The organism is Arthrobacter sp. 08Y14 (genome assembly GCF_002929455.1).
Classification (GTDB): domain Bacteria; phylum Actinomycetota; class Actinomycetes; order Actinomycetales; family Micrococcaceae; genus Arthrobacter_B; species Arthrobacter_B sunyaminii.
The window spans coordinates 1-12,277 of sequence record NZ_PJIX01000004.1; the positions used below are offsets into that span (position 1 = coordinate 1).

Here is a 12,277-nt window from a genome sequence, read left to right on the forward strand (position 1 = left end):
GAGAGTAGGTCACCGCCGGACAATATTTGTTCAGAGAGTTGGGCCCCGCATGGTTGCGGGGCCCAACTTGTTTAACCAACAACCAGGCAGCTGGAGCTCCGGCGGGCTCCTGGGGTGACGCGGTGGGTGCAATCCGCCACACTGGCTGTGTGTCCATCAAGAGCATGAACGAAGCGTTCGCCCAGCGAGTCAATTCCGGTGCTGACGTAGAGCGCACCGCTTTCTTCAGTGATGCAGTGTTTGCCATTGCCATGACCCTGCTGGCCGTGGATATCAAGGTTCCGCGGGTGGCGGGCGATGAGCTGGGCCGGGCCGTCGTCGAACAGGGTCCCGAATTTGCCGCCTACCTGCTGTCCTTCGTGGTGACCGCCGCATACTGGCTCAGCCATCACCGGCTTTTCCGGCTGTTGTCCGGCTATACAGTCGTCCTGCAGCGCCTCAATCTGGGGTTGCTGCTGATGGTCGGGCTCATTGGCTATGCCGCCGACATGATGGCCTTCTACAGCGACCAGGTGCTGGGGGTGGTGATTTACGCGACGATCCTCGGGCTGATTGGGGTGGCCAACACTACGCTGTGGATCTATGCCGGGCGCCGCGGACTGTTTCAGGACGACATTGACCCCCAGCTTCTGGCCTACGCGCAGCGCCGCGTCGCGGTGACGCCTGCGGTCTTCCTGCTTTCCATACCGATTGCCTTTATTAGCCCCACTGCGGCCGCCTTGTCGTGGGCCGCCATCGTCGTCGGCAACCTGGTATTTCGGCTCCTGGGGAGAAGAGCGGCAGCGGCGGATGTGAAGCCTTGATCCCCCGATTCGTTGGTTTGGCCCTTTGTCGGGTAGTCTTATATCTGCTTCTTCGGGAGCAAAGCCTGGAGGATTCGCCTAGCGGCCTATGGCGCACGCCTGGAACGCGTGTTGGGTTAACGCCCTCGGGGGTTCAAATCCCCCATCCTCCGCCAATAAGAAACACCCCGGTCCCTTGGACCGGGGTGTTTCTTTGGCTGGGCTGCATTTGCGCCGGTCCAGCCGGGCGTGCGGGCCGCCTAGTAGGCGCAAGTACTATTTTTCGAGTGCGTTATCCAGCGGGCCGGAAATTTCGCTGTAGGCGCCGGTCTCCAGCTGTACGGCGGTTCCGTCGAGATACAGCGTGGGAGTGCCGGGTACCTCAAGGTCCTGGGCATCCTGTAGATCCCGGGCCACTCGCTCCTTGATGGCGTCGGAGGAGTAGTCGGACTTGAACTGCTCGATGTCCAGCCCCAGCTCCTCGGCGTAGCCGGTGAAGATTTCGTCCACGTTGGACTCGTTCTTCCAGTCCTCCTGATGTTCGAAGATGGCGGCGGCCATTTCCTCCATGGCACCCTGTTCCGCTGCGGCTTCCACGGCGCGGGCGGACGGCTCGGCGTTCTTGTGCTTGGGGAGCGGGTAGTTCCGGACGACGATGCGGACCTCGTCTCCGTAGTCGGCCTTGGCCTGCTGGATCAAGGGGTCCATCATGGCGCAGTAGGGGCACTGGTAGTCGGTGAAGAGCACCAGGGTGGCCTGCGGATCTGCCGGGTCGGTGATGGTCCGGGCATCCGCGGGAACCAGCTGGTCCATCTGGTCCGCCGGTACGGTGACTTCCGGGGATGGGGAAGCAGACGCGCTGACCGAGGTATCGGGGGAGGAAGACTCTCCGGAGGTTCCGCAGGACACGACGCCGCCGCTTACCAGCAGGCCGGCGATGATCAGTGACGGTACAGCTTTGTGCATAGTTCCTTTCCTGCATGGGGAGCGCGCGCCGATGCGCGCCGGATACGGGTTGGGAGTTGCTGTCCTTTAAATGGTTCCACCGGGGCCGGGGGAATTGGAAGGGGGCTTTCCGCCCGCTTCCTGTGATCTTGATCAGCTTGGCCTGTGACTCACATGACGGTGCCGGTAAGCGCAGGACGACGCCGGTTACCGTGGCTCGATGCTGATGCGCATCACGGTCTTGTTCTTACCGATATGCCGCTCGAAGACGAAGCCGGCCTTTTCAAACATGGCCCTCGTGCCGTTGTGAAGAAATGAGGACGAGGTCCTCTTGCCGGGGGTGAGTTCGTTGGGGAACGAGACTACTTCGCCGCCGCCGGCCCGGGCAATCAGCTCAAGCGCACCGTCCAGTGCTCCCGGGCCACGCCGGAGCGCCGGTGGTCGCGGTCGACGAAGAAGCATGTGATGCGCCACGGCGCCGGTCTGGTTTCGCCTGCGTCGTACTGCTTGCGGTGGTAGATCCCCGGCAGCTCGTCCGGACTGCCGTACTGGCACCAGGCAATCGCTGCATCGCCGTCGAACACCAGTGCCGCGTGTGCTGCACCTTCGGCTACGAGCCGCTGCTTGAAAGTCGGCCTGTCGTACTCATTCTTGACGGTGTTCTGCGTGTCGCCGTGGAAATACGAGCAGTAGCACCCGCCCCACACCCCGTTGTGCTTCTGCGCGAGTGCCAGCCACGCCGGATAGGTCTCCGGGGTGAGTGGTTTGATGACGTGTGCCTGTGCCTGTGCCATGCCCGCCTCCAGGGTTGCCGCGGGTCACGCCACCCGCGTGTGTGCGAACAGTACATCCGATGCCGGGCCGGCCTTCAAGACGAAATCGGCCGGTGCTGCACTATTTCGTGTCCTGACTGGCTTCCCGCCGCTCAGTCCTGCGGCTGGGCCAAGCGGGCAAGTCGCTCGCGGGCTGAGCGTTCGGACGGGGCCATATTTCCGAGCCCGAACTGGATGACGCGCAGCACCAGTCTCACCGGGCCGTGCACCGGCAGCTTGATTGGCCCCAATCGAGGTTCGCGGAGGCCGAGCAGTTCGCGGTGCCGCGGTTCCAGGGAGGCGACGGCGCCGGCGAACAGGACCCGGTAGCCGATGAGCTGGTTCTTCGGCAGGGGAGGATGGCGCAGGAACCGCACCACTTCCTGGACCGTGGCGCTGGAGCACAGCTCAGGGTCGAAGGCGGCCATCTGCTTCCGCAGCCCGGCCAGGTCCCGGGGCGGGCTGTCGATGCGCATCAGTTCACCGGCGGTGGCCCACTCGGCCACGTATGCATCCGGGCCGCCGGGTATGGGCCCGCCAAACTCCATGTGAGAGGTCAGGAACGCATCCGTAAAGGCGAGGTGGACCCAGCGGGCCAGCTCGGGATCGTTCGCCGAGTAGGGCCGTTCTACGCCGGCGGCATCCTCATAGGTGCCCTGAACCCGTTCATGCAGCCGCAGCACCCAGTTTGATGCGCCGCGTGCCGCCGTCGTATCCCCGTAGGTGACGGTGAAGATCCAGCGGATGGTGCCCGCAAGCCGGCCGAGCGGATCTTCCTTGTAGTTGGAGTAATCGCGCACGCCGGCCATCGCGCCGGGGTGCAGCGCCTGCAGGAGCAGGGCGCGGATGCCGGCGACAATCGTCGTCATCGATCCGTGGACCGCCCACACTGCGGAGTCCGGTCCGTAATAGCCGCGGTCAGCGCCGTTGGCGAGCTCCAGTTCCCATTCCGGGATGGTCTCGGCATTGTTGCTGAAGGTGCCGACCAGCTGCCGGCGCCAGGAAGAAAGAAGCGTGCCCATCGTCCCAGTATGGCCCCGGCGGCTGGGAGGTGCCCGGCAAGGGGTACCTCTCCGGATCAGAGGACCCGGCGAGCCGAACCCCCGGACCCCCGGGACCTAGCGCAGCTGGATGTCCACCGACCGGGAATTGCCCAGCCCGCGCTCCAGCACGCCGGAACGGTTGGTGACGTCGTCGCGCAGGATCTCGGTGACCGACCCCAGGAACCTGGACAGATCCACCTTGTCCTCCGGGGCGGCGAGCAACAGCTGGAAGCCGAACTCGTGCAGCGCGTTGATGGACGCCTCCGCGAAGGACAGCGAGGACTTCACGAACGCCTCATCCATCATCACCGTGCCGTAGGTGCTGAACCCCTGGGACACGATGCCCAGCTGGTAGGCCAGCGCCGACGCCATGATGAACGCCGTGAACCGCTGGCCCTCACCGCCGGACATCAGCGACGCCTGCAGGTTGGTGTACGTGTGGCCGTTGGCAAGGCGGTGGTTGCAGGTGATGGTCACGTGCGAGCGGACATCCAGCACCTCGGCCCGCCAGCGCTTCTCCTCCGGGTCCTTCAACCGGTCCACCAGCGTCTCCAGGGCCGCGTAGCGGGCGTCCATCTCGGCCTTGTCCTGCCGCCGCCCCATCATGGGCAGCGCGTTCTTCAGCTCGGTGCGGAACTTGTACGCGGCGTCGGGAACGGTGGTGGCCACCTCGATCTCCAGGTGGCTGCCCGCGTGGTATTCCACCCGGCGCAGCACGGAGTTCAAGGGCAGCAGCCGGGAGGAGATGCTCCGGCGTTCCTCATCGAGCAGCTGCAGCAGGTCGCTGAACCGCTCGTAGGTGCGGTTGTTGAAGTATTCGCGGAACTCTGCCTCGCGCTGCGGCAGGCCCTCGGTGATGATGCCTTCGAACCGGTCCTCGTAGGCGCCGGCAGCCTCCACGGAGGTGCCGAAGTCCGAACCCCACTTGTCGGAGTACGTTTCGAAGGTCCGCTCCAGCTTCGCGCGGGTCTCCAGCAGGGTCTTCTCCAGCCGGCTCTGCTCGGTGATCAGGGACCGTTCAACCTCCCCGGCGGCTTCCTTCAGTGCGGCGGCGTCCGTCAGGTCCCCGAACGGAGCAAACAGGTTCGCCAGCGCGGTCCGCAGCCCCTCGGAGAGATTGTCGGGCGCCTTGGCGGAGAGCGCGGTGCGGCGTTCGACGGCGGCGGCCAGGTCCGCGTTCAGCCGGGCAGTGTTCTGCTTCAGTCCGCCCACCCGCTCGGTGGCGGCGGTCAGGTCCAGCTCGGCGGTGTCCAGCTCAAAGCGGATCTGCTCGAGGTCCTCGTTGGCATCCCGGGCCGATTCTAGCCGGTCGTTGGCCTGCGCGACGGCGGCGCGTGCGGCCTCCGCGGACAGCTCCTCCCAGGTGCGGCCGTCGTCGAGCACGCGGCGCACAGCGGCCAGCCGGCGGACAATCTCATCCTGTTCCCGGGCGTGCTGCTGGGAGACAGTGTCCGCCTCCTCGAAGACCGCACGCAGGGCCAGCAGCTCATTGCCGAGCGCCGCGACGGTGTCCTTGTTGTCAAAGCCCAGGACGTTGTCAGAGGCCTTGGTGTGCCGGTCATCCTTTTCCGTGGTGCTGCGGTTGCGCTTGACCGCACCGCCCAGGCTCACGCCCTTGGCGACGCCGGCCAGCCCTGCCGGGTCCTCCACGCACACGAAGTCGTAGTGCGCGGTGATTTTCCGGCGCACCCAGTCGCCCATGGCGGAATCGTGGGTGACGAGCTTGGTGATCAGGTCATCGGGGCCGGGCTCGGACGGTCCGTCCAGGGGCACGGAGACGTCGATGCAGCGCACGTAGCCCTGCATGTCGTTTTCGCTCAGGAAGCGGGTAACGGCGGCCATGTGCTCGCCGGGCACCAGCAGGGCGGTGGCCAGGGAGCGCAGGGTGCGCTCGGCGGCCGGCCGCCACTGGGCGTGCTCGGCGGGCAGGTCGATCAGCTCCGCGGCGAAGGGCATGTCCGCCTCGTCGATGCCGGTGGCGGCACAGATGCGGGTCCGCTGGTCCAGGGATTCCTGCCGGATGCTGGATTTGCGGCGGCGGAAGGAACCAATCTCGTTTTCCAGCTTGGCGATCTGCCCCTTCAGAGACCAGGCCTCGCCGTGCGCGTTGCTGCTGCGCTCCTTGGCGGCGTCCAGGTCCTTGGTCAGGGACTTCATCAGGTCCGCGGCGCGGCTGCGGGCGGTGACCAGCCCGGCGGGGGAGAAGTCGACGTCGATCCCCGCCGCGGTGAGCTCATCGCGGAACGCGTTTTCCACGGTTTCGCGGGAGCGCAGCTGCGCGGCCGCGGCGGCGAGTTCGCGTTCCAGGGTGGCGATGGCGCCGCCGCCCTCTTCTGCGTAACGGGTGCTCAGGGCATCGCGCTGGTCCTTCAGGGTGGCCCGGCGGGCTTCCGCGGCGGACAGTTCCGCGCGGGCAGCCGCGGCTTCAGCTTCCAGCTTCTCGGCGGTGCGGCGGGCGCCGTCCAGGGCCAGACGCTGCCGGTAGGCGGGCAGTCCTTCCTTGGTCAGTGCCCGGTTGTGCGCCAGGGCGTCCGCTGCCTGCCGGTAGCGGGTGTGCAGCTCGGGGACGGAGGCCAGATGATCGCGCTGCTGCCGGGCGCGTTCGAGCTGGCGGCGGATACTGCGCAGGTGGCTGAAGTCCTCCACCGCTTCCTCGGCGGCGGTGAGGGTGCGCGGGGTATCCAGCACATTGGTGCGGAAGAAGTCATTGACCGTACCGCCCAGGCCCTTGCCGGTCTGCAGGATGCGCAGCAGGTTGAAGGCCTTCTCATCCTCCACGCCCAGGGCCTGCCGGTAGCGTTCGGCGAACGTCTTGTGCGAATCGAACACGGCGGCGCCGGGCAGCAGCGACTCCAGGCTGCCCTTGGTGAAGCGGCCGCGGATGCCGGTCTGCAGGGCGGCGAGGTCCAGCGGGCGGTTGTGCACCAGGTAGAAGCGGCCCAGGTTGTGTTCGGTGCCGGTGGCCGGCAGATCCATCACCACGGAGAGGGACGTGATCTGGCCCAGGCCGTTGTCGAAGGTCAGGCAGACCGCGGACCAGGTGGCGCCGGGCCGCTGGTAGGCGGTGCCCGCGCCGTCGTCCGCTCCCTGCGTGCCCAGCCGGCCACGCATGTAGGAGAAGGCGGTACGCTTTTCCTCGGCGTTGGTGCCGTTGTTGTTCTGTGCAGCCTCGTTCATCTTCGGGCGGGCGTCCATCACCAGCAGCATCGCGTCAAAGACGGTGGACTTGCCGACGCCGGAATCGCCGGTGAGCAGGGTGCCGGCGCGGTCCACCTTGATGGTGTGCGCGCCGTCGAAGGTTCCCCAGTTCACGATCTGCACGGAGGAGAGCCGATTCTGGCCGGGGTTGATCAGGTCGCCCATGGGGAGGGTGGTTTCGATGCTCATGCCGGCTCCTCGCCGTCGTTCGTGGCGGGTTCAGCGTTCTCAGGAGCGACGGGCTCGATGGGGTCGAGAGTGGGAATGCCGTCCAGATCCAGGGTGGCCGCGCCGTCGTCCGCTGCGTCCTCCCCGGAGAGGGTCTGCATAAAGGTGACGATGTCGCCGATCTGGCTGTAGGGCAGGGCCAGCGGCAGGGCGGGGGAGATGACCCAGACGTTGTCCAGCTCGGTGGGGATGAGCAGGCGGCGGTCCTGGACGAGCTTGCGGATAGCGGCGTCCGCGGTGTCCTCCACGGACTTCGCGTCGCGCTGGCCCGGGTCCACGTAGGCCTCGAGGACCTCGAGGATGTCCTGCCGGGCGATGGTGGCCTCGTTCCCGGTGCCGGTGTGCCGGTCCAGGATCAGCCGCAGGCGCAGCAGCAGCAGGGTTTCCTCGCGGGTCATTTCGCGCTGGCGCTGCAGGGCGGAGGTGTGCGGTTCGGGCATTTCCACCGGGCGCAGCAGCGCGACCTTGCGGTCCTCGTCGATGACCAGGGTCAGGAACAGTTCGCTCAGCCGCACGCGCAGCTGCTCCTGGTTGTCCACCACGGTTTCGTACACGTTGTCGGACGAAGTGCCATCCAGATAGGGGCCGCGCAGCAGCCGGATCAGGGCCTGGCGCAGCTTCAGCGGCAGGGTGCCGGTGTCGCCGGGGAACAGCTCCGGGCCGTCGACCAGGAGGTCGCGCGGGGCGTCGGTTTCGTCGGTGTCTTCGGCTTCCAGCTCCGGGTTTTCCGGGGCGATCTCTTCCGGGGCGGCGTGGATGGTCTCGCTCATTTTTCGGGGGCTTTCGCGACGGCGACGGCGGGCAGCAGCGCGGTGCGCTCGCTGCCGTCGATCTGGGTAAAGGTAACGGATTCAAGGGTGTCCCCGGCAGCACTGCCGCCGGCGAGCAGGGCACGGATACTGTTCAGGTGCCGGTGCTCGGGCGGCAGCTGCTCGAACACCTGGGCCACCGTGGCACCGGGGCGTTTCGCCGTAGCCCGGGAGACGGCGTCGGCCAGCACCCGCCGGTCCGCGCGCGGGGTGCGGGCCGAGCGGTGGATGTCAGCCTCGGTGAACTGCGGCGGTTCGGGCAGGGTGCGCGGGGCGGCGTGGTCTTCGGGGTTGTAGACCCGGACCATGCTCAGGGACTCAAAGCCCGACCCGTACAGCTGCGGCGCGGGCACGACGGCGGCGCGGCGGCGTCCGCGCGGAGCCTTGTGGATGGCGGCCTCGGCGGCGCGGATGAGCTGGCGCAGCTGCACCGATTCGCGGTACTCGTCGCTCTGCACGTAGGTGTGCATGGATTCGGAGAGCCGGCCGTAGATGCGGTGGATTTCGGTGGCCTGGTCCCGCATGTCGCTGATCAGCCGGTACAGGCTCTGCCGGTCCTCGGGGCTCAGGTTGTCGGCGAAGTCCCGTTCCAGCACCTCGGCGATGGCGGCACGGAAGCGGGCCTGCTGGTCGGCGTCGTTCAGGAAGGCGGTGAAGCCCTCGTAGGTGCGGCCTTCGGCGGTGCTGCGCAGCTTTTTGTCCGCTTCGAGGATTTCGCCCATGGTCAGGCCCTTGGCGGCGTTGGATTCCACCATTTCCTGGCGCAGGTTGTGCAGCATCTTTTCCAGGCCGTCGCGCATGCGTTTGAAGTCGGCGGGCAGGGCGGCGGCCAGGTCCAGGATGTCGCGGGCGGCTTCGACGGCGGTGTCCTCCGGCAGCGGCGGGGGAGCCTCGCCGGTTTCCAGGGCGCGGATCATCTCCTCGCGGCGGGCGACCTCTTCTTTAAGGACCGCGATGCGGGCCGCCGGGTCCGGGTTGGATTCCTGTGCGAGGTTCTCCACCCGGTCCAGCAGGGTGGCCAGGCGGGAGGAGTTCAGGGACGTTTTGTCGCTGGTGTAGCCGTCCAGGTAGGAGAGGAAGCGGGCGGAGGATTCGGTGAGTTCGTAGACGAACTTCCCGTCCGCACGGGGCCGGGCGAGGAAGCGGCGGGCCACCCAGTCATCGGCGTAGTTCCGGCCGGTCCAGTCCTCGCGCAGCTGCACGCCGTCCATGCGGAGCCGGTTCAGGAAGGCGTCCGTCATGGCGTGGAAATCGTCCAGTGGAACCCGCGGCCGGGTGCGGGTGAAGGCCTCGCGGAAGAGCGCCGGGACCCAGGCGTTGGCGTTGGTCAGTTTCCAGCCGGGGGAGGCCTGGAGCCGCTGCAGTTCGGCCCAGCGGGCAACGGCGTTCTCGATGAAGGACATTCTGCGCTTTCCGCCCGTGCGGTGGGGAAAAACGGGCCTCCTCGATTTTAGCCGGGTGGAGGAGCGGGGTGGGTATTTGGACGTGGCGGGACAAGACCGTCCCGGGGTCCGGGACTACGTCGGGATCACTTGAGTATTGACCTGTTCAATCGCCAGATTTGTCTGCCAGATGGGTAGATAAACGGCCAGTTTGCACACCGCAGGCCCCGATGGGAAGGGCTAATGCACTCGCCAAACCACTGTTTGCCAATTGTTTGTGCTGGAGGACCTCACTAGGACCGTCCTTATCTTTAAGGGAAGCCTAGGCCGGCCGTTTTTCTTTCTCGGCAGTCCATCCAGGACGAGCTTGTTGCCAGCGAAGCGACCCCCCCAGTCCATCAGGCTATATTCGTGATTGGTTGCGGCTTGGCCACTGTTTGGTGATTCGAGGATCGATATCGAGTTACTGCCATATTTACGTTTAGGCATATTCTTGTGTAGCGACTCTATTGTGGATTTCACTTGGTCGATGGGTCCGGAAAGGACGAAGAAACAATCGTTAGTTAGTGAGTGCTCTCGAACAAGGGCAAGGCGGCAAAGGTCGAGGAGGACTCTGTCCCAAGTGCAGTAATTTGATCCAGCCCATTTGGCTTCAACACAAACATTTTGGGCGCTGGGGTCATGAGCATATACGTAGAAGTCAACCTCACGCTGACGCCCGCTTGCCCGGTCATCGTTCCTAGCGAGTGCAGGATGGGGGAAGCCTGAACGCGGTATAAAGTCCTTGGGGCTTATTATCGATGAGATAATCTCGTTCATCACACCATGAAGATGATACTCGCTGAAGGAATGCCCTCGCTCGCATACGTAGTCAAATTCGAGCTTAGCGGTAATCCCATCAGCTAATCGCTTGCCAATATCTTTTCGTTGCTGCACAGGACAAGACTAGTCGGGAACATCGGTAAAGAGAAAAAATATAGTTGATGTCCGAACTTAGACTGGCTCGATGAATCGGTCAGCTCGTGAGGGGTCAAAGCGGGCGAAGAATGCATGAAGATACCACCCCGCCGGGGGGGGGGGGCTGGTCCCGGTTGCGGCGACCTGGTCGCGGCCGGCCAGCAGGGCGGAGGCGTTGGCGGTGGTACGGCCAAGTCGCACGAGGAATAATGTTGCCATCCACCAGCCTAGTCATGGGTGCGGGGGCGGTGTGTTGGGCTCAGGGGCGTAGCGGTTGGGCTACGGGCATTAAGGGGCGGGCAAGGTATACGCGAATCCGAGATCGCACTTTCTAAATATGAGTTTCCATGGTGGGGGAGTGGGTCAGAGGTGGCGCGGTCGGGGGCGGCTTACCGGAGACTGTCGGAGGTACCGTCTATCGTCAGTTGTGATGCTCGTCCCATCCGTGGGTGAGCCGGATTTTCCGGAGGAGAACTTCATTGAACACCCCGAGTGACGGTCGTTCCGTCTTTGTTGTACACGGACGTAATGAGCCGCTCCGCAAGTCAATTTTTGAATTCCTGCGGAGCATCAATTTGTCGCCACTGGAGTGGACAGCTGCCGTTGAGCTCACCGGAGAGGGTTCTCCCTACATCGGGCAGGTACTTGATGCCGCCTTTGATCATGCGACTGCTGTAGTAGTCCTTATGACGCCGGACGAGGTTGCCTACCTACAACCCCGCTATGGGTATGGCGAGAACGACCACGAGACACAGCCTGCGCCGCAGGCCCGACCCAACGTGCTGTTCGAAGCTGGCATGGCGTTAGGCCGGGACGCCAAGCGAACCGTACTAGTAGAAGTAGGTGAGGTGCGCCCGTTTAGTGATGTTGCCGGACGCCATGCGATCCGTCTTACGAACGCTCCAGCTAGTCGCCAGGCGCTGGCGAGCAGGCTTCGAACGGCGGGCTGCGCTGTCGACCTTATAGGTACTGATTGGCTCGCCTCGGGTGATTTCACCGCGCCCCCTCCGCCCGGTGACGGCCTCCCGCTAGGTCGCCGGCTGCCGAGCGGCACCTCGGTTAGGAAAGCGCTCGACTTCGACCTCAAATACTTCAATAGGGGCGGCACCCGTGCGGACAAGCTTCAGGTCATTAACCGGGGAACAGAGACTGCCTACGACGTGGCACTGACCGTGCCGGAGAACGCGGCTCTGGATCTGCGCTCGAGCGACATCGGGACAATTGCAAAGATCCCAGGCAACGGCCGCTCTGTCACCCTGACCGTGTTCAACATGGCACGGATGGTGTCCGGCGGTACTCGACAAGACAAGGCCTTTGATGTCACGATCACAGCCCGGGCCGAAGGCGGGCAGCAGATAAACCAAGAAGTGTTCCTCGATCTGAACGGATAATGACTATGGACGATGAGATCCAAATTCCCATAAGCATGCCACTGGACAGTGATGGCTTCCTACGCCGTGAGTGCCCGACCTGCGAACAGGAGTTCAAGTGGTTCAACCACGCCGAAGGCGATCAAGACGCTGCGCAGGTCTCCCAATATTTCTGCCCACTATGCGGGGCGGCGGCAGGGCTAGATTCGTGGTGGACCCCGGCGCAGCTTGAGTACGGCTTCGGCAGCGCCTCTGGTGCCATCGATGAAGCAATGAACGCAGCAATTGCCGACGCGTTCAAGGGCGTTAAGGGCATGAAGTTTAAGCAGAACTCGTCCTTTAGCCTGGACATCGAGGCTCCGGATCCACTCATAGAGCCTGATGACATGCTCATTGTGGAGCCGCCGTGCCACACCAATGAGCCGTTAAAGGTCCCAGAAGGGTTTACAGAAGGTGTGTTCTGTTTGATCTGTGGTGCACAGTTCGCGGCATAGACCGGAAGGGCGCCAGCCTCACCCTCTGTGCGCCCGGTAAAGGGATCCAAAATAACACTGCAGAGGCTTCAGCCAACTAGTCGATCTGCGCGCTGCAGCGAGCTGGATCCATAAGGGTTAGGCGTCCAAGGGGACCGGCTCCATGCACGTTAGGCCGCGCTTCGCTTTCCGAGTGGCCGGTGATCCCTGGCGGGACAATCTCGTCAATCCTGTCGAGGGAGTCATAGGAGAGAACGGTGTAGAAGCCGGCGAGGAGG

Annotated in this window: 9 protein-coding genes and 1 tRNA gene; 4 read left to right on the top strand and 6 right to left on the bottom strand. The window is 64.6% G+C overall.

Going from position 1 to position 12,277, the window contains the following annotated elements; all coding sequences use genetic code 11:
* Nucleotides 1–149: 149 nt before the first annotated feature.
* On the top strand, nt 150–803 hold the full coding sequence (locus tag CXR03_RS15840; protein ID WP_104104727.1) for a TMEM175 family protein: 654 nt from the start codon (nt 150–152) through the stop codon (nt 801–803).
* A gap of 67 nt (nt 804–870) precedes the next feature.
* Nucleotides 871–958 (top strand) — tRNA-Ser (locus CXR03_RS15845).
* Nucleotides 959–1,058: 100 nt separating this feature from the next.
* On the opposite strand, the gene CXR03_RS15850 is transcribed toward CXR03_RS15845, so the two are convergent.
* The 6 genes from CXR03_RS15850 to CXR03_RS15875 all read right to left on the bottom strand — a co-directional run bounded on the left by CXR03_RS15850 (nt 1,059) and on the right by CXR03_RS15875 (nt 9,220).
* The gene (locus CXR03_RS15850) at nt 1,059–1,748 is read right to left on the bottom strand and encodes a thioredoxin domain-containing protein (RefSeq protein ID WP_104104728.1); all 690 of its coding nucleotides are present in this window, start codon (nt 1,746–1,748) and stop codon (nt 1,059–1,061) included.
* A gap of 368 nt (nt 1,749–2,116) precedes the next feature.
* Nucleotides 2,117–2,521 carry a hypothetical protein gene (locus CXR03_RS15855; protein ID WP_258073713.1) on the bottom strand — a complete coding sequence of 135 codons (405 nt, stop codon included), beginning with the start codon at nt 2,519–2,521 and terminating at the stop codon, nt 2,117–2,119.
* 131 nt (nt 2,522–2,652) lie between these two features.
* A complete protein-coding gene (locus tag CXR03_RS15860) occupies nt 2,653–3,561 on the bottom strand; it encodes an oxygenase MpaB family protein (RefSeq protein ID WP_104104729.1) in 909 nt (302 codons plus the stop codon).
* A 96-nt stretch (nt 3,562–3,657) separates the two neighbouring features.
* On the bottom strand, nt 3,658–6,969 hold the full coding sequence (locus CXR03_RS15865; RefSeq protein WP_104104730.1) for an ATP-binding protein: 3,312 nt from the start codon (nt 6,967–6,969) through the stop codon (nt 3,658–3,660).
* Nucleotides 6,966–7,778, bottom strand: a complete 813-nt coding sequence (locus tag CXR03_RS15870) for a DUF4194 domain-containing protein (protein ID WP_104104731.1) — start codon at nt 7,776–7,778, stop codon at nt 6,966–6,968. Before CXR03_RS15870 ends, CXR03_RS15865 begins: the two co-directional genes overlap by 4 nt.
* A complete protein-coding gene (locus tag CXR03_RS15875) occupies nt 7,775–9,220 on the bottom strand; it encodes a DUF3375 domain-containing protein (RefSeq protein WP_104104732.1) in 1,446 nt (481 codons plus the stop codon). The genes CXR03_RS15870 and CXR03_RS15875 overlap by 4 nt, the downstream gene beginning before the upstream one ends.
* A gap of 1,415 nt (nt 9,221–10,635) precedes the next feature.
* Between CXR03_RS15875 and CXR03_RS15880 the strand changes: the two genes are divergently transcribed.
* Together CXR03_RS15880 and CXR03_RS15885 are read left to right on the top strand one after the other, a co-directional pair.
* On the top strand, nt 10,636–11,547 hold the full coding sequence (locus CXR03_RS15880; RefSeq protein WP_104104733.1) for a nucleotide-binding protein: 912 nt from the start codon (nt 10,636–10,638) through the stop codon (nt 11,545–11,547).
* A 5-nt stretch (nt 11,548–11,552) separates the two neighbouring features.
* On the top strand, nt 11,553–12,020 hold the full coding sequence (locus CXR03_RS15885) for a hypothetical protein (RefSeq protein WP_219816266.1): 468 nt from the start codon (nt 11,553–11,555) through the stop codon (nt 12,018–12,020).
* Nucleotides 12,021–12,277: the final 257 nt, after the last annotated feature.